This window comes from Lacticaseibacillus nasuensis JCM 17158, assembly GCF_001434705.1.
GTDB classification, from domain to species: Bacteria; Bacillota; Bacilli; order Lactobacillales; family Lactobacillaceae; genus Lacticaseibacillus; species Lacticaseibacillus nasuensis.
On sequence record NZ_AZDJ01000030.1, the window covers coordinates 229,822 to 246,693 of the forward strand.

The following is a 16,872-nucleotide window of genomic DNA, read 5'->3' on the forward strand; positions in this document are numbered from 1 at the left end:
CTCCGGACTCCAACGTGAACATCGACACAAGTCTAACTTAACATCAAAGATACAAGCCCGCGGAAAAGGGGACACTTTTGACCTGGCCAGAAGTGTCCCCTTATGAGTCGTTAACTCATGCTAGTATCATCTTGATGAATCAGGAAAGGTGGGGCTGATCATGCGCACTCGCTCACGCACTCGCTTGCGGCACTATCGGCGCCGCTATCATTTATTTCTCACGTTGTTCACCATTGGCGCGATTCTATTGATTGCCCCCATTGTTTACAGCCAGTCGGTGCAACACCGCGAGCTCACCTTGGCCAGGCAATACGCCCGCGCCCCGCACGCCAGCGCCGCGATCAAGGCCGCGCGCCGTTACAACGCCGACATCTTTGCCCACCAACGGCATCAGGCTTTGCCCTATCACCAGCAAATGACCCAGGTGCAACGTCAGCTCAGCAAGCCAATCGGGTTTGTCCGCGTGCCCGCCATCAACTTGGCCAGCACCCCGATTTACTACGGCGATTCCGATCAAGTCCTCGCTAAAGGCACCGGCACCATGACCGGCACCAGCCTACCGATTGGCGGCAAGAATTCGCTGGCCGTCGTTTCTGGGCACACGGGCCTGGCCAACCGCGTGATCTTCGACAACATCCGCTACCTGAAGAAAGGCGACGTGTTCTACTTCACCACGTTGGGCCAAGCAGAGATTGCCTACCGCGTTTACAAAACCATCGTGGTGGATCCCGCCAAACCGCACGCCACTGCCGTCGTCAATGTGCAACCCGGGAAAGACCGGGCAGTGTTGTTGACCTGCACGCCGATTTTCATCAACTCCCACCGGCTGTTGGTGTTCGGTAAGCGCGTGCCGATCAAGACCGCCAAGCTGACGCCAACGCGCCCGCGCGCGACGTTTTCGCCGCTGAACCTGTGGCTGTATGCCGTGTCGGCGTTGATGCTGGTGTTCCTGATTTGGTTTGCCGCTACCGAGTGGCGCTACCGGCACCCGAAAGGAGTCAAGCGTTATGACCCACGCGAAGAAGAAGACCTCTCACGCTAATGTGCTGAAGTGGGTGTTTGGCACCTTGCTGGTGATCGGCGCGATTTTCCTGTTGGCGCCGTTGGTGTACGACCACCTGCAGACCCAACACGAGATGCAACTGGCGCGGACCTACCGCAAGCACCTGTACCCGGCCGATGAAAAACGCGACGCCTTGATTCGCCAATACAACGCCAACCGCGACGCCGAGCAGCACCACCGCCGCATCCCCTACCCCAAGGCGACGATTCAAACGATCGTCAAGGATCAACGCATTCCCATCGGCAATATCACCATTCCCAGCATCAGCCTCAACGTCATGCCGATTTACTTCGGCGACTCCGATGAGGTGCTCGCTAAAGGCACCGGCGTCATGCCCTTCACGTCCCTGCCGGCGCCGGGCCACCGGGTCACCAGTAGCGTCACCGGCCACACCGGGATGGCCAACCGGATCTTTTTCGACAACATTCGCTACATGAAGCCGGGCGACGTCTTCTACCTCGACGTCTTCGCGCACCGCTTAGCCTACAAAATGACCAAGCGCGTCGTCATCGATCCGGCTAAGCCTGACGCCGTGCAGCATTTTTACGTGAAGGACAACGGTAACCACGCCATTCTCATGACCTGCACGCCCATTGGCATCAACGACCACCGGCTGTTGATCTACGGCAAACGGATTTCCTTGAAGGCCGCCGCGGCGACCAAGACGCACCCACGGGCAATTTTCAGCCTGTTTAACCTGTGGCTGTACGCCATGATTCTGTTGTTGATCATCGTCGTGTTGTGGTGGCTGTGGCGCTGGCACAAGGACCGCCAGGCCAAGCGCCGCGCCCAGGAGGCTGAAGCATGAAAACTTTTCTGCGCGCCTTTTGGCCGGCTTGCTTGTTTGTCGTCGTCATCGCCGTGCTCGCCGGCACCGGCTACATCGCCGTGACCACCAACATCAGCACCGCCGGCGACTGGCGCACCCACGCGCAAGCCAATGCCCAGCGTCCTGCCGGCCACCCCGCCAAGATTCGAGACACCACGGTGCAGGCGCTGGCCACCGCCAAGCGCCAAGCCATCGCCACGCAGCGCCAACACGGGATTGGCCTGTTGCGCGTGCCGAGTCAACACATCGAGTTGACGATTTTCGGCACGATGACCAACACCACGTTGTCGCTTGGCGTGGCGCGCTATTTTCCCAGCCGGACCATGGGCGACGGCAACAACGTCTACGCCGCGCATAACCTTGCGGCGGCCAACTTGTTGCTGACGCGCACGGCCCACTTGCAACACGGGGCGGCCATTACTCAAACCGATTTCGTGCACACCTACCACTACCGCGTGGTGTATAACCGCGTGGTCAAGGCCACCGAGGTCGCGGTGCTGAAGCAAACCAAGGAGGACCGGTTGACGCTGATTCGCTGCGAAGGCGACGTCGGCACGAACTTCCGCCGCGTGATTATTGCGCGCAAAACCGCCGTCACGCCTTACGTAGCCACCCCAGCTGCGCCGCATCGCCTCACCCAACGCCTCGCGCCGCTGGTGCCCGTATTGCTGACGCCATGGTTTAACCTCGCCGTGTTGCTGTGCTTCAGCGGCCTCTTGTACCTCGGTTCGCGCCGGTATCGCCAACTTCAGGAGGAACATCATGAAAACCTTTGATCTCACCAATCAACGCTTTGGCCGGCTGGTGGCGCTTCATCAAGTCGGCCATGCCGCTAACGGCAACGCCTTGTGGCAATGTCAGTGCGATTGCGGTAATGTGATCGTCACCGATGGCTACCGGCTGCGGCGTGGCAATGTGCGCTCCTGTGGCTGCTTGCGGCGCGAGCGCTCGCGCCAGCGCCTCTTGCAGCAGCCTGAAACCGTGGCGAAAATGAACGCGCCAATCACCGCCAGCATCAATCGCAATATCCCCCAACACGTCAGCGCCCGGAATCGCTCCGGCGTCACCGGCGTCAGCTGGGACGCGCAGGCCGACCGCTGGCTGGCGCGGCTGATGATTCACGGACAGCTGGTGTTGAATCGTCACTACCCGTCGCTGGTCGAAGCCGCCGCGGCGCGGCGGCGCGCCGAACGCGAATATGGCATTCCGGCCCGCATTCCGCGCATGAAAAAGCGAGACTGAAAAATTTCAGTCTCGCTTTTATTTTGCCCACCTAGTGGACGTTGGCCAATTCGGTGAAGAGTTTGCGCAAGCCTTGCGCGTCATTGTCGAGCACCCGCGCGGGAATGAACACCCCGGCGGCGGTGAGCACCTGTTCCAACAAATGCTCACCCTCACCCGTATGGCCGTCGAGCACCAACTCGATGCCATCGCAAATCCTTTTGTACATCCGGAAGTAGTAATTGCTGCCAAGCACGACGCGGTTGCGAATCAAGGTCGTAACCTCGCGCACCGCGCTGGCCTTGCCGGTGGCCACGGCGCTATCGAGCAGGCTGACGTAAAACGTGTCGAGCACGGCCTCGGCCTGCGCGGTGGTATTCGACCAGCCGGCATCCCCGGCCGGACTCAGCACCCGCGAGAACAAGACGCGCAGCTGATCATAGGGAATGTAGCCGACCACCCGCGTCACCATGCGAAAATCGCCGGTGGTCAAGCGATCATAGTCGACGTACTGCGAGAACAACAACCGGGCGATGCGGGTGGCCTTGGCGTCATCGTGAGCCAGCTCCGCCAGCATCAACTGGCAAAATAGCGCGTAGTGATGCGCCCACGGCAGATGATACTGGTTGAAATAGGCCTCGAGTTGATGTTGCAGCTGGGCTAAGGCGACATCATCGTGCTGCGCGCCGGCGCGCAGGCACAGCGTTTCCATCACCGCCGCAGACGGCAGCGGCATGCTGGAATGGCTCACCACATCGTGCAACGTGACGTTCAGGTAGCTCATGATGCTGAGAAATTGGCTCAGCTTCATGTCGACATCGCCCAGCGCGATGCGTTGCAGCGTCTTCTCGGACCAGCCGAGGTGGCGAGCCAGCTGAGCACGACTAATATGTTTGGCCTGGCGCACAGAATCTAGATATTCGCCAATTGCCTTGAGCTCTGCATCAATTCCCGTCATGCCCAACGTTCCCCCAATTATGCCAGAATAACTTTATTGTAGCGATAAACTTCGACATAAAACGGGAACAGGTCACTTCTGTCCTCATCTTTTGTGCGGCCTTGCGCGCCAAGGGCAAACAAAATGCCATTCCTCACATTTGATGATGAAGGAATGGCAAGCCCATGACTATTTTGTTAATAAATCGTTGATGCTGTTAATCTTTTTCATATACGTCGGTACGGCCAGCCCGACTCGCGCCCCTTTGAGGTTCTCGCCGAGATCGGTGAACTTGCCCTTGTAGTCGGCGTAATACTTGCCGCTGGTGTTCGGCAGCCAGGCGCACACCATGGCGTCTGCCGCCCCGGTGGCGACGGATGCCCACAGCGGCTGAATCTCCATCGGCCGAATCGACACATCGTAGCCGACCTGCCGCAGGGCTTCGGCCACGACATTGGTCGAGGCAATTTCGGAATCCCACGCCACATAGGTCAGCGTCAGCTGGCCATGCGCCTTGGCAACACCCTTGGTCCAAGTCTTGAGGCTGGCCGGATGCTGGCGTAGCCACTGCTTGGCCGCTTGCTTCGGGTCGACGCCGTTATTGACCTGCAGCATCACCGCCGACATGTCCTTGGGCGTCCAGTGGAAGCGATCAAGCACGGTATAGGCTTGCGGCTTGGCCTGTTTCAGCCCAAGGCGCGCGATGGTGTGGATGCTTTCGGCATGGCCGTAGACGTTCTTAGGATCCTTCAAGAACTTCAGGTGATACTTGGTAAACATCCAATGTGGCTGCCAGCCGGTCACGACGATGGGCTGCTTGTGCTTGATGGCCTTGCCCAGCGTCGAGGTCATCGCCGCTGTCGAACTCGTTTGCAGCTGCCACTTGCCCTTCGTTAAGTCATACGCGGCAAGCGCCTTGGTGGTGCTACTCATCACCCCGGCGCCGGCGTCGATGCCGGTGATCGTGTAATTGATTTGCGGCCCCAACGGCTGGTTGGCCAGGTAAGCGGCCGGGCGCGTTCTGCAGGCGGTGAGCACCAAGGCCACTGCCGTCAGCAATAGAAATTTTATTTTGCGCATGGGCCCCTCCTTACTTGCGGTGGTTCAACGCCTGGGTCACCCGGTCGAGAATAATCGCCAAGATGACGATGGCTAACCCGGCGGCGAACCCGCTGCCGGCTTCGTTACGCCCGACGGCAAAATACACCTGGGTGCCTAGCCCCATCGCGCCAATCATCGAGGCGATGACGACCATCGACAATGCCAGCATCATGCTTTGGTTCACGCCGGCCATGATGGTCGGTAGCGCCCCGGGCAGCTGCACCTTAACGAGGCGCTGCCAGCCGGTGGCACCGAAGCTGTCAGCGGCTTCAATCAATTCGCTTGGCACCTGCTGAATCCCCAGTTGCGTCATGCGCACGGTTGGTGGCATCGCGAAGATCACAGACGCCACGACGCCGGGCACCATGCCGATGCCGAAAAACGCCACGGCGGGAATCAGGTAAACAAAGGCGGGCATGGTTTGCATGAAGTCCATCAAGGGCTTCACCACCGTTGCCACGGGCTTGCTGGTGGCGGCCCACAGCCCGAGCGGAATGCCGATGATGATTGCCAACAAGCTGGCGGTCAAGACCAACGTCAGCGTCTGGGTCATGTCACGCCAGTAGCCTTGGTTCCAAATGTACAATAGGCCGATGAATTCAAACACCAACAGGCCATAGCGGTGCGTGTTGCGCGTCAGCCACCAGGTGCCGGCAATGACAATCACCATGAACACCGGAATCGGCAAGGCGTCAAACACCCACTGAAAGGCATTGACGATAGCGCCTAAGAAGTTGGTTACGGCGTAAAAGAAGCCTTCAAAATGGCCCAGCCAGTTGACCAAGGCGTCGATCCAATCGGCTAAGGGGAGTTTTGGTAGATTAAACATTCACGTTCACCTCGTTTCCTGACAAGGCACCGAGCACGGCACCGCGGATGATAATACCCAGTAGGCGATTGTCGTCGTCGACCACGGCGTACGGCACCGGCGTACTCGACACAGCATCCATCAAATCGGCCAAGGGGGTGTCGACATGGGTGGTCGGCACAATGTCTTGGACCAGCGGGCGGATGTCCTCAGAGCCACTAGCGATGGCCTGACGCACGTCTTTGGCGTCGATGATACCCAGGAGGTGCCGGGCGTTATCGACCGCGTAGACGCTACTAATTTCGTTCTCACGCATGCGCCGGGCAGCCAAGCGCGGCCCACCCTTTTGGATGTTGACGGTGGTTGGACGCACCATAACGTTGCCAGCGGTATAAACCTGTGACCGGTCGACGCCTTCGATGAAGCGCTCGACGTAATCATCCGCCGGCGCGCTCAGGATTTCTTCAGGCGTGCCGATTTGCACGACCTCGCCGTCCTTCATGATCATGATGTGGTCGCCGATGTGCAGCGCCTCGTTCAGGTCATGGGAGATGAAGATGATGGTTTTGTGCAGGTTTTCCTGAAGGTCCAACAACTCGTCTTGCATGTCGCGGCGGTTCAGCGGATCCAGCGCAGAAAACGCCTCGTCCATCAATAAGACTTCCGGGTCGTTCGCAAACGCGCGGGCTAAGCCAACGCGCTGCTGCATCCCGCCGGACAACTGATCCGGATGCTGGTCGGCGTAATCGGTCAACCCAACCAGGCCGAGCGCATCAAGGGCCTGCTTGGCGCGGGTGGCCTTATCGACGCCTTGAATCTCCAAGCCGAACTCGACGTTTTGTTGAACGGTGCGGTTAGGCAACAAGGCGAAGCTTTGGAACACCATGCTCATTTTCTGCCGACGGACCGCTTGCAATTGGGCCTTATCCATTTTGGCAATGTCTTCGCCGTCGATTAGCACGCTGCCGCTGGTCGGGTTGATCAGCCGGTTGAGCATGCGAATCGTCGTCGACTTGCCCGAACCGGACAACCCCATGATGACGAAAATTTCGCCTTCTTCGACTTGGAAGTTGGCGCGGTCGACCCCCACCGTCGCCCCGGTGGCCGCTAGAATCTCGGCCTTGGTGTGGCCTTGCTTCAGCATTTCCTGTGCGGCTTTCACGCGCTTGCCGAAGATTTTTGTCAGTGCTTTGACCTCTACTTTGGTAGGCATAGGCTCCTCCTAGAGTTCTCGATTTGTAAACAACGGAATTAATGTTACGCGCCTTTTCTGAAATTTACAAACTTGGTGGTCCAGCCTCTCATTATTTCGCAGCCGGGTTGACCGCCAAATCAAAATGCCCGATTACCGGCAACTAGGCATGTGGCGTGGGCTGCCTGGCAGGTGGCGCCGACACGATCAGCAAAATTGGTTTAGTCTCATTCTGGTGAAAACGGCGTGGCAGTTTTCTCATTATCTCGCGAAAGTGTTCGCCACTGGCAGTCACGTGAGGCGTTTAAAGGCAAACAAAAAGCCCCGCCGAAGCGGGGCTTTTCGCGACTAGCAACGAATTAAAGCTTCGTTACATTAGCAGCCTGAGGGCCGCGGTCGCTTTGTTCAACGTCGTAGGAAACAGCTTGGCCTTCATCGAGGGTCTTGAAGCCGTCGCCTTGGATGGCGGAGAAGTGAACGAATACGTCGTTGCCGTCTTCACCAGTGATGAAGCCGAAACCTTTATCAGCGTTAAACCATTTAACAGTACCTTGTTGCATGTGTGAATCTCCTTTTCAAAAACATAGTGACAATCAACTGGTAATCTCTGAAAAGAAAAATCCATCATGCGAAACAAAATAGTTTTCAGTTCATAAATTACGTTAAGGTCAGTATACCACGGTTCGCTCCAGATGCCTAATTTATTTGTGAACGGTTTATCTGGTGGCGTCAAGGCCCGACAGCTAGCGTCCAATCGATGTTGGCCGTGTACTTCTGGTTAGCCTTGATCTGCGGGTACGCTGCGAGATCCAACGATACATCAGTCACCTTGCTGTTTGGTACCGTCGGCGGGTTGCGGAACAAAGACTGGGCTGTGCCATTATCAGCTAGATGGTACGGCTTGCCATTGTACGTGAAGTTAATTGTTGCGCTGCCCGGCGTATAGCCGGTTCCTAAGTTAAACGACTGCACCGCGGCAGTGAGCTGATAGTCTTTACCTAACGGGAATTTGGTATAGATACCAGTGGTATTTGTCGCGCCACTCTCATCTGTTAGTTTTCCGGGCAGCCCCTTCACGCCTTGAGTGATTTGGCCGACGCTTAACGTCCCAAAATTGAAGTAAGGGGGCGTCATTTCTACCGGATTAGGGATGACGGCAGGAACACTTACCTCACCTTTGTACTGGGCGTTATTCCCGACGATGACCCCCGCGTTAGCAGAGGCATCGGCAGCACCAAGCGTCGTTGCCACAATCGGTGCGGTTATCGTCATCTTCTGCCCATCACCTTTGGCCTTATCGAAGCCTTTCAGCCCAGACAATTTGACGCGGTTTGCAACGGTAACCAGCTTGCCAGCCAGAGTCGGTGTAGTCACTGGATCAGTCACGTGCTCCCCCTTAACATGCTGCGTAGTGCCATCTGAATATTTAACGGTGACATCGATTTGGCCTTGATCATCAACGATGAAGCCGTAATTACTACCAGTTTGCAACTGAACATCAAGCGTCCCAGCGCCATTATTCCCAGGAGTCGGGAAGCTTTGCTTACTACCTGACCCATCATAGGTCAATGTATAACTCTGATTTAACGTGGCCCCTTGATACACGCTGGCCCCGGTCGCCTTGCCGTCCGGATCGGTGACCTTGGTGGCCAAGTTGGCATCGACTAACCCTGGGATGCTTTCGAAGACGACGACGCCCTGCTCTTTGTTGTCCCCGGTCGCCCCGGTGAAGCCCCAGTAGACGTTGGGGCCACCAAACGCTTTTGTGACATCTGCGGCCGTCCAGGTTAGGGTTTTGGTCAGGACGCTACCACTGGCAGCTTCAAAACTAAATGTGAGTTGGCCCCCGCCATCATGGCTACTGTTAGCCACCCAATCGACCGTGAAGGAATGCCATTTACCATCGGTCATACTTTGATCAGCGGCTAAGGCCATATTGCCACCTAAACCTGCATCTGAGAAACCATTCGTGACAGCATCACTAATACCACCATCTTGTGCAGAATTATTCCAGATGATCTTAGGTGTTGTGGGTGCTGGAGAAGCAGCCGTGCTATGGTCGTATTGAGTACGAAACTGGGAAGGAAAGCCCCATCCAACATATTGCCCACCGTGGGTCGTGGGATATGAAACATTCTTATCCCACGAATCCCCGTTACGATAAGTATCGAATGTCACGACAAAACTCTGGGGTAGTGAAGTTTTACCGTCTCTAATGTCAGTTGTCCAGACCCCGAGTGACCCACCATTACCATAAACCTGTTTAATTTTTGATCCAGTTAAGGCAAACGCCATGCCATCGGCTGGATCAGTTTCGTTACCAAAATAAAGATTCATCTTGGCGTGGAAACTATTTTTCAGGTTAAGCGTATCTACACTCCAAATCGATCCTGATTGTTTAATGTCCTTCGTAACTTTGGTGCCGACGTTATTCCCGTTGCTGTTGGTCAACAGCTCACTTGACGTGCCTGGAATTCCGGCGGTCGTAAGTACCTGATCAAAAGGCACGTAAGCTGGCAACCCAGTTTCCTGATCGATTGGCTCCGGAATCTCACTGCCGGTCGGCCAGGTGACTTGAGCCTCTGCCGACGTGGCCACCAAAGGCTGAACCAGTGTGGCCAGACTGAACATGGCAGCGACGACAAGCGTACGCGTAAGTACTTTATGCTGATGCTTCTTCATCGCTGTCCTCCTTTCGCCGCCAAGCGACCCAACTCATCCCAACCATCACCGCAATTCCGGCCAGTGACCACCAAGCATTTCCTTGGTCGCCAGTCTGCGGCAGATGTCGCGGCACCACGCCTTGCGTGCCAGGCAGCCGGTCTCCCGCCGGTCGCCGCGGTGGCAACACAGTCGGCTCAGGTTTTGGCCGCTTGCCAGTCACCTTGAATTCAGCGATGGTCGAGCCGGTCGCAGACTCGCTTGCCGCTACCGGTACGACCGGCACGGCAAGTAAAACGGCAACCCCCGCTAGGGCAATCCCAACTTTACTAAATTTCATGTTGCCCCCTCCTTACCGTTGATGCTGATGCCGGCCACGCCGGGTGGTTGGCTCCTCGTCGTCATCCCGACGACGGCGTTTCCAGAGAAAAATGATTAGCCAAATCAAGCCTGCCAGGGCCAACCCAATCAGAAGCCAAGCCCACCATGGTAACGTGAACGACCGCTTCAGCCCCAATTTCTTGTTAATCTGGTTGGCCTGCTCGGTGAGAATCGAGAAATTGCGCTTGAAGTGCCAGCGGCCATGCGGTCCGGTGATCAGCAAGTCCAGTGTGTAGTCGCCCGGATCCAAGGCCTTTTTTTGCAAAATGCCGAAGTCCAGATGCGAACTTGGCGCCACGGCGTAATTCGTCGTCGTGCGACGCATGATGACCTTCTTGCTGTCACGACGGTAAACGCGCGCCCGCCACTTCATCTTGCCCCAGTACGTCGGCATCGGGTTCTGCACGGTGGCAATCACGCCGGGTTGGCCGGTTTGAATGCCCGCGCTCACGCCGGCTAGCTTCAAGTTGGGCTTAATCTCGTTAAACGCACCCGTCTTGGTTTGGAGCTGCACCCCAACCAATGTCGCGAACCGGTTCTTCAACTTGACGCCGGACTTGGTGCCGCCGTTCGTTTTTTTCTGGTCGTACATGTACAACCCACCCAACAAGACCCCTTTGAAGCCAGATTGCGGAATCTTGATGGGCGTCGACACCCGCTTCGTTTCATTGGGTGACAACGTGATGGTTTGCGTTTTTGGCCCGAGGTCGCTCAGCCGGTATTCCGCGCTGCTATCCTTTGGTCCATTCGGCGTGTAGCCGATTTGGCCATTGGGTTGCGACCAGGCCGTCGTGAGATCAAGGGTCAAGTGGCGCGTAACACCGGTTTTATTGACGATAGCTAACGTGAGGTTTTGCGTCGTCCCCGGCTTCACCACCAAGTCAAAATAGCTCGACACGCTGGTGCGCTGGTTGTCCGGAATGACCGGGCTCACCGTATACTGCGCGCCGTCTGCGGCGTGAACGGGTGTATTGTTGGCAAAACCGAGACCGAGCAACGCGAGCGCGCCGACCAGCCAAATCTTAATTCGCGTCATAATGATCCTTTCTTACGACAAAAGCGACCGAAGGGAGCGGCCCCGCGATCGCTAGTTATCGATGCCATCGAGACCGGACAGCATCCTTAAAATACTTAGTTAGGCGTTACCGTGCTGCCCAGCGTCCAAGTTACCGTGGCGTCATAAGTGCCGGCAGTCACACCAGGATTGGCAAAAATATCAAACGTAGTCTTGTCAGGGTCGACCGTTGCGGTGTTATCCCCTTGACCAGACTTCGCCGCGGCCGTCCAAACTGTGGCGGTAGTGCCTTTCGTGGACAATGTAGCCGTTTGTGGCGCAGCGGTTGCAGGAAGATCTGGTGTGCCATCGTCATTTGTGGTCCCAACAAAGTCACTCTTTGCGTCTTTGAAAGCTAAGTGCAGTGTCCCATCAAGCTTACTGTCACCCAGAGTTGGCTGGTTGACGCTCGCAGTCAGCGTCCAGCCAGCACCGGTACCACGAAGGTCAGTAATTTGCAAAGCTCCATCTTGGTTCTCTGCCGCATCACCAGTTTTGGTATCGGTAGCACCGCTCTGATAGTGCACTGTCGTGCCAGAAATGATGTCAGCGACAGTAGCATTTGTGAATAACAAATCAGGTGCTTTAACCAGCCACAGGTTGGCATTTTCACCACTACCGTTATCACCGCCAGGATTGTCCTTACCATCCCCAGCTTCTACCTTAAACTCAGCGGTCGTTGTCCCTTGGGCGGAGCCATCGGGCGTCGCAGCAGACACTGCGGCCGGCGCAATTGCTGCGGCTGCAGCCAACGCCAATGCGGCTGCACTAGCAATTAAAGTCTTCTTCATAAGAAATCCTCCTAAAGTTTGTTCGCCGCCTGGTCGCAACGACTTGTCGGCGAGAGCTATTTAACAAGTTAAATATAAGGGGGAATAGGTGGGTCGTCAACCACTAAATAATAATGGTTATTAATACATATTCATGATATTTAGTGTGTTTTTATCGAATATTTGTTTCTCCTCCTCGTTCCCGGTCTAGCCCAGCTTGATGACAATTTTGGTGGGTAAGTCAGCACGACCAAAAATGGCCGCAACGTGACGCGACTTTTGCAAAAATTATGGGGGTACATACAGTTCCGGAAAGTGTGGGTATAATTTTTCCGTCGAATTTGAAATTAGGAATTATTTTGACAAAATAACTCAATCTGTTCAGAGGAAAAATTTAAAGGTTTCATCACTTTCACGGCACAAAAATATCGCCGGCAATCATTTGCCGACGATACCTGGTGTCTCTTGAATTGGTTTACCAGCCTTGCGCGGTCATCGCATCCGCCACCTTCGTGAAGCCGGCGATGTTAGCGCCGGCGAGGTAGTCTCCGGCCACACCATATTCCTTCGCCGCGGCGACGGAATTGGCAAATAATGTTTCCATGATTGACTTCAGCTGGCCATCCACCGTGGCGAAACTGTCGCTTAACCGGCGGGAATTCTGGCTCATTTCCAGCGCGGAAACCGCTACGCCGCCGGCATTGGCCGCTTTGGCCGGGCCATAGTAAACGCCGTTGCTTTGGTACTCGGCAATCGCTTCCGGCGTCGACGGCATGTTAGCCCCTTCGGCCACGGCTTTGACGCCGGCAGCCACGAGCCGCTTGGCCTGTGCGGCGTCGATTTCGTTTTGCGTCGCGCAAGGCAAGGCGACGTCATAGGTCAATTCGGCGTCCCACACCGAGCCTTCATGGTACTCGGCATTTGGCCGCGCCGTCGCGTATTCGGTCATCCGCGCGCGCCGCACTTCCTTGACGTCCTTCAACGTCGCGACATCGATGCCATCCGGGTCGATGACGTAACCATTGGAATCTGAAGCCGTGATCACCTTGGCCCCATATTCCTGCGCCTTTTCGATGGCGTAAATCGCGACGTTACCAGCGCCGGAAACGACGACAGTTTTGTCCTTCAGCGTGTCGCCGTTGTCTTCCAGCATGGCCTGGGTGTAATAGATCAAGCCGTAACCGGTGGCCTCGGTGCGGGCCAGCGAGCCACCGTAACTTAGGCCCTTACCAGTAAGGATACCCCGCTCGGCCCCGTGCAGCCGCTTGTATTGGCCATAAAGATAGCCAATCTCGCGGCCGCCGACGCCGATGTCCCCGGCCGGCACGTCGAGGTCCAAGCCGATGTGCTTCTGCAGCTCGGTCATGAAGCTTTGACAAAAGCGCATGATCTCGGCGTCGGATTTGCCCTTGGGGTTAAAATCCGCACCGCCCTTGCCCCCACCGATCGGCAAGCCGGTCAGCGAGTTCTTGAAGACCTGCTCGAAGCCTAGGAACTTCACAATCGACAAGTTGACGCTGGGATGCAGGCGCAAGCCGCCTTTGTACGGGCCGATGGCAGAGTTGAACTGCACGCGAAAACCGCGATTGACCTGCATGGTGCCGTGATCGTCTTGCCACGGCACCTGGAACTGAATGGCGCGGTCGGGCTCGACGAGGCGAGCCAAGACGTTAGCCGCAATGTACTCAGGGTGTTGCTCAAACACGGGCGTGATGGTGCGCAAGAAGTTCGTGACCGCCTCTTGGAACTCGGGTTGATGCGGATCACGTGCGGCCACGGTGGCGGCCACGTCAGCAATGTAATCAGTCGCTTTTGTCATGTGTTCACCTATCCTTTATTTTAATCTGTAGACAGTTTAGCACACGCTTTCACGAGATGATGAGATTTCAGTAAATATTCTTATTATTTTTTCATGACATTCGACTTGGGCTGATTCAGGGCCGAGTGGCGGATGCCATAGGTCAAGTACACGACCAGTCCAATCAGGAACCAAATGCCGGAGTACACCTTCGCTTGGATGTCGAGGCCGAGGAACACGCCGAGCGCGCCGAGAAACGCCAGCGCCGGCAGCACCGGGTACCACGGCATCTTAAACGCGGGGTCGGCGATGTCCTTACCTTCGCGTTGGCGCAGGCGATAAATCCCCAACGCGACAAACATAAACGCAATTAAGGTGCCGGCGGAAATCAGCTGGGCGAGAAACTTGAACGGAAACAGCGCACCGATGACTACGCCGACGACCGTCAACGTCCACAATGCGTGGTTCGGCAGGTGCTGCGTCGTACTGAGTTTGCCGAGGTACCGCGGCAACATGCCGTCGCGCCCGAAGCTATACAACAGACGCGAGCCCGCCATCATCATGCCAATCAGTGCGGTGAACATGCCGACCACGGCGACGCCTTGAATCACCGTGGCCGCGACGGGATGGCCGGCGTGGCGCAACGCCCAGCCGACTGGCTCGGCGTTGTCGGTATAGTGCGTGTACTTGAACATCCCCACCAGCACCAACGCCACGGCCATGAACAGCAACACGGCGATGATCAGCGAGCCGATGATCCCCCGCGGCATGGTTTTCTCCGGGTCCTTGGCCTCAGCAGAGTTGGCGGCAATGGAATCAAAGCCGATGTAGGCCAGAAAAATCATCGACACGCCGGCGTAGATACCTTGCCAGCCGCCGAATGCCGTGCCGTCTGCGCGCACGTGATACGCGGGAATGAACGGGTGGTAGTTGGCCGGGTGGATGGCGGTGAGGCCGATTGCCACAAAGGCCAGAATCGCGATGACCTTGAGTACGACCAAGACGTTTTCCACCCGATCCGCATCGGACACGCCGCGCGACAACAGAAAGGCCACGAGCACCACGGCAATCACCGCCACGATGTCGACAATGCCGCCGTTGGTGCCTAGCGGGTTGGCTAAGGCGTTCGGTAACACTGCACCGAAACTGGCCAACAGCCCGCGGAAGTTGGCCGACAGCCCCGAGGCGACGAAGGCCACGGCAATAAAATACTCGGCGAGCAGCGCCCAGCCAGCGATCCAACCGAAGACCTCACCGAAGATGACGTTGATCCAGGAATACGCGGACCCGGCAAACGGCATCGCCGCCGCCATTTCCGCATAGGCGAAGGCGACGAGCCCCGCTACCACCGCCGCCAGCAAGCAGGATAACGCAACAGCCGGGCCGGCATGGTCGGCGGCCACGACCCCGGGCAAAGTAAAAATCGTCGTCGACACGATGGTCCCCACGCCCAGCGCCAAGAAGTCCTTGACAGTGAGCACACGCGGGAGGTGCGAGTCCTTGTCTTCATATACGCTAGGGTCTTCCTTGCGGGTCATGCGGCGCCAAAATGCGGGCATAAAATGTCCTCCTTAAAAAATCACTCGATCTAGCTTAGCACATTCCCCGCCGTCTGCACTAGACCGAGTGCCCGCAAAAAAATTCCCCCGCCTCCGTTAAGAGGCAGAGGAATCAAGCTGAGGTTAATCGCTCACTTCGATGGTTTGGCTCGCGGCCTTAGCGACTTTCGCCGGTTTGCCCGTGGCGGCTCGCACCGCGGCAGCAATGTCAACGGGGTGCCCGCTGCGCCGCGCGTCGCGGTATTCGGCAGTGGCTGTGAACAAGAGGTCCGACGCCGAGTTCACCGCGGTTTCCACGGAATCTTGAATGACGCCGATGATGAAGCCGATGCCGACGACTTGCATGGCGATGTCATTGCTGATGCCAAACAGGCTGGCGGCCATTGGAATGATCAACAGCGAACCACCGGCGATCCCAGACGCCCCGGTGGCGGCCAAGGCCGTCAGGAAGCACAGAATGAAGGCCAAGATGAAGGACACATGAATCCCCATCGTGTAGGCGGCGGCCAGCGTCATCACGGTCACGGTAATCGCTGCACCGCCGGAATTGGCGGAGCCCCCTAACGGAATCGACACGGAATAGGATTCCTCGTTCAACCCGAGGTCACGGCAAGCTTGCAGGTTAATGGGAATGTTCACGGCGCTACTGCGGGTGAAAAAGGCCGGGATGCCGGACACCTTCAGCGTCCAGAACGTCAGCGGGTATGGATTCTGGTGCGTCATCGCCCACACCATCAACGGGTAAACGACCAGGTAGACGAAGGCCATCGTCCCCACTAGCAGCAACACCAGCTGCCCGTAATGGGCGATGCCGGCAAAGCCGGTTTCGCTAATCGTCGTGTAAATCAACCCGGTGATCCCGAACGGCGCAAACTCGATGACGAGCTGGGCGACACTGGTGATGGCCCCAGAGATTTCCGTGATGACCTTGCGCGTGGCCGGGCTGGTGAGGCGGAGCGCGAACCCAATCATCAACGCCCAAAACAGAATCGACAGGTAATTCGCGTTTACGATGGCCGCTAACGGGTTGCCCACCGCGTTCGTCAGCAAATCGCTGATGACTTTGGTTAAACTCTTCGGCGCAGCAGCGGCGACATGAACGCTTTTCGGCAAGACGAGGTGCACCTTGAATAGGAACGAGGCAACGACAGCGGCAAAGGCCGATAACAGGGTCGCCCCGAGGTACATAACGATCACGGAGCCGAAGTGATTCTTGGCGCCTTGTTGGTAAGCAGAAATCGCGGACATAATCAGGAAAAAGACCATCACCGGCGCGATGCCCTTCAGCGCGCCGACAAACAGTGTGCCGAGGATGCCGATCACCGACCAGCTCGGGACGACGACGGCCAGCGCTGCGCCGACGAGTAGGCCAATCAAGATGCGCAGAATCAACGAGACTTTCTTATATTTGGCAAACATGGGAATTCCTCCTACCAAGTTGTGCACCGTCCGCAGACAGGCGTACACGATTAGTGAATGAAGTTATTGTACGCTTCAC

16 protein-coding genes are annotated in these 16,872 nt (G+C 56.8%); 4 read left to right on the forward strand and 12 right to left on the reverse strand.

The window, feature by feature from the left end; genetic code table 11:
- The first annotated feature begins 160 nt into the window (after positions 1 to 160).
- Genes FD02_RS08465 through FD02_RS08480 form a run of 4 tightly spaced genes read left to right on the forward strand, consistent with a single transcriptional unit; the run spans position 161 to position 3,134 of the window.
- Complete coding sequence (locus FD02_RS08465) at positions 161 to 1,042, forward strand: class C sortase (protein ID WP_054723405.1); 882 nt, start codon at positions 161 to 163, stop codon at positions 1,040 to 1,042.
- Positions 1,008 to 1,871 (forward strand): class C sortase, encoded by an 864-nt coding sequence (locus tag FD02_RS08470; protein ID WP_056951703.1) that lies wholly within the window; start codon positions 1,008 to 1,010, stop codon positions 1,869 to 1,871. The genes FD02_RS08465 and FD02_RS08470 overlap by 35 nt, the downstream gene beginning before the upstream one ends.
- Positions 1,868 to 2,668 (forward strand): class A sortase, encoded by an 801-nt coding sequence (locus FD02_RS08475; protein ID WP_054723402.1) that lies wholly within the window; start codon positions 1,868 to 1,870, stop codon positions 2,666 to 2,668. The genes FD02_RS08470 and FD02_RS08475 overlap by 4 nt, the downstream gene beginning before the upstream one ends.
- Positions 2,655 to 3,134 (forward strand): hypothetical protein, encoded by a 480-nt coding sequence (locus tag FD02_RS08480; protein ID WP_056951711.1) that lies wholly within the window; start codon positions 2,655 to 2,657, stop codon positions 3,132 to 3,134. Before FD02_RS08475 ends, FD02_RS08480 begins: the two co-directional genes overlap by 14 nt.
- 31 nt (positions 3,135 to 3,165) lie before the next feature.
- On the opposite strand, the gene FD02_RS08485 is transcribed toward FD02_RS08480, so the two are convergent.
- The 12 genes from FD02_RS08485 to sstT form a co-directional block, all read right to left on the reverse strand.
- Entirely contained in the window at positions 3,166 to 4,071 is a 906-nt protein-coding gene (locus FD02_RS08485; protein WP_056951722.1) for a helix-turn-helix domain-containing protein, read from the reverse strand.
- Between the two features lie 168 nt (positions 4,072 to 4,239).
- Positions 4,240 to 5,130 carry a glycine betaine ABC transporter substrate-binding protein gene (locus tag FD02_RS08490; RefSeq protein ID WP_056951728.1) on the reverse strand — a complete coding sequence of 297 codons (891 nt, stop codon included), beginning with the start codon at positions 5,128 to 5,130 and terminating at the stop codon, positions 4,240 to 4,242.
- Positions 5,131 to 5,140: 10 nt separating this feature from the next.
- A complete protein-coding gene (locus FD02_RS08495; RefSeq protein ID WP_054723238.1) occupies positions 5,141 to 5,980 on the reverse strand; it encodes an ABC transporter permease in 840 nt (279 codons plus the stop codon).
- Complete coding sequence (locus FD02_RS08500) at positions 5,973 to 7,172, reverse strand: quaternary amine ABC transporter ATP-binding protein (RefSeq protein ID WP_056951730.1); 1,200 nt, start codon at positions 7,170 to 7,172, stop codon at positions 5,973 to 5,975. The genes FD02_RS08495 and FD02_RS08500 overlap by 8 nt, the downstream gene beginning before the upstream one ends.
- 338 nt (positions 7,173 to 7,510) lie before the next feature.
- Positions 7,511 to 7,711 (reverse strand): cold-shock protein, encoded by a 201-nt coding sequence (locus FD02_RS08505; protein WP_054723239.1) that lies wholly within the window; start codon positions 7,709 to 7,711, stop codon positions 7,511 to 7,513.
- A 169-nt stretch (positions 7,712 to 7,880) separates the two neighbouring features.
- The gene (locus tag FD02_RS11210) at positions 7,881 to 9,833 is read right to left on the reverse strand and encodes a lectin-like domain-containing protein (protein WP_156408281.1); all 1,953 of its coding nucleotides are present in this window, start codon (positions 9,831 to 9,833) and stop codon (positions 7,881 to 7,883) included.
- Positions 9,814 to 10,152, reverse strand: coding sequence for an LPXTG cell wall anchor domain-containing protein (locus FD02_RS08515; RefSeq protein ID WP_054723242.1), 339 nt, complete (start codon positions 10,150 to 10,152; stop codon positions 9,814 to 9,816). Before FD02_RS08515 ends, FD02_RS11210 begins: the two co-directional genes overlap by 20 nt.
- Before the next feature lie 12 nt (positions 10,153 to 10,164).
- Positions 10,165 to 11,229 carry a WxLIP family cell surface protein gene (locus FD02_RS08520; RefSeq protein WP_056951734.1) on the reverse strand — a complete coding sequence of 355 codons (1,065 nt, stop codon included), beginning with the start codon at positions 11,227 to 11,229 and terminating at the stop codon, positions 10,165 to 10,167.
- Between the two features lie 95 nt (positions 11,230 to 11,324).
- Positions 11,325 to 12,038 (reverse strand): WxL domain-containing protein, encoded by a 714-nt coding sequence (locus tag FD02_RS08525; RefSeq protein WP_056951736.1) that lies wholly within the window; start codon positions 12,036 to 12,038, stop codon positions 11,325 to 11,327.
- Positions 12,039 to 12,492: 454 nt separating this feature from the next.
- Entirely contained in the window at positions 12,493 to 13,836 is a 1,344-nt protein-coding gene (gdhA, locus tag FD02_RS08530; RefSeq protein ID WP_056951738.1) for an NADP-specific glutamate dehydrogenase, read from the reverse strand.
- Positions 13,837 to 13,919: 83 nt separating this feature from the next.
- A complete protein-coding gene (locus FD02_RS08535; protein WP_056951740.1) occupies positions 13,920 to 15,374 on the reverse strand; it encodes an APC family permease in 1,455 nt (484 codons plus the stop codon).
- A 123-nt stretch (positions 15,375 to 15,497) separates the two neighbouring features.
- Entirely contained in the window at positions 15,498 to 16,793 is a 1,296-nt protein-coding gene (sstT, locus tag FD02_RS08540; protein WP_056951742.1) for a serine/threonine transporter SstT, read from the reverse strand.
- Between the last annotated feature and the right edge of the window lie 79 nt (positions 16,794 to 16,872).

Coding starts and splice junctions, on each gene's coding strand:
- FD02_RS08465 (WP_054723405.1), top strand. CDS start 161: ATGCGCACTCGCTCACGCACTCGCTTGCGGCACTATCGGCGCCGCTAT.
- FD02_RS08470 (WP_056951703.1), top strand. CDS start 1,008: ATGACCCACGCGAAGAAGAAGACCTCTCACGCTAATGTGCTGAAGTGG.
- FD02_RS08475 (WP_054723402.1), top strand. CDS start 1,868: ATGAAAACTTTTCTGCGCGCCTTTTGGCCGGCTTGCTTGTTTGTCGTC.
- FD02_RS08480 (WP_056951711.1), top strand. CDS start 2,655: ATGAAAACCTTTGATCTCACCAATCAACGCTTTGGCCGGCTGGTGGCG.
- FD02_RS08485 (WP_056951722.1), bottom strand. CDS start 4,071: ATGACGGGAATTGATGCAGAGCTCAAGGCAATTGGCGAATATCTAGAT.
- FD02_RS08490 (WP_056951728.1), bottom strand. CDS start 5,130: ATGCGCAAAATAAAATTTCTATTGCTGACGGCAGTGGCCTTGGTGCTC.
- FD02_RS08495 (WP_054723238.1), bottom strand. CDS start 5,980: ATGTTTAATCTACCAAAACTCCCCTTAGCCGATTGGATCGACGCCTTG.
- FD02_RS08500 (WP_056951730.1), bottom strand. CDS start 7,172: ATGCCTACCAAAGTAGAGGTCAAAGCACTGACAAAAATCTTCGGCAAG.
- FD02_RS08505 (WP_054723239.1), bottom strand. CDS start 7,711: ATGCAACAAGGTACTGTTAAATGGTTTAACGCTGATAAAGGTTTCGGC.
- FD02_RS11210 (WP_156408281.1), bottom strand. CDS start 9,833: ATGAAGAAGCATCAGCATAAAGTACTTACGCGTACGCTTGTCGTCGCT.
- FD02_RS08515 (WP_054723242.1), bottom strand. CDS start 10,152: ATGAAATTTAGTAAAGTTGGGATTGCCCTAGCGGGGGTTGCCGTTTTA.
- FD02_RS08520 (WP_056951734.1), bottom strand. CDS start 11,229: ATGACGCGAATTAAGATTTGGCTGGTCGGCGCGCTCGCGTTGCTCGGT.
- FD02_RS08525 (WP_056951736.1), bottom strand. CDS start 12,038: ATGAAGAAGACTTTAATTGCTAGTGCAGCCGCATTGGCGTTGGCTGCA.
- gdhA (WP_056951738.1), bottom strand. CDS start 13,836: ATGACAAAAGCGACTGATTACATTGCTGACGTGGCCGCCACCGTGGCC.
- FD02_RS08535 (WP_056951740.1), bottom strand. CDS start 15,374: ATGCCCGCATTTTGGCGCCGCATGACCCGCAAGGAAGACCCTAGCGTA.
- sstT (WP_056951742.1), bottom strand. CDS start 16,793: ATGTTTGCCAAATATAAGAAAGTCTCGTTGATTCTGCGCATCTTGATT.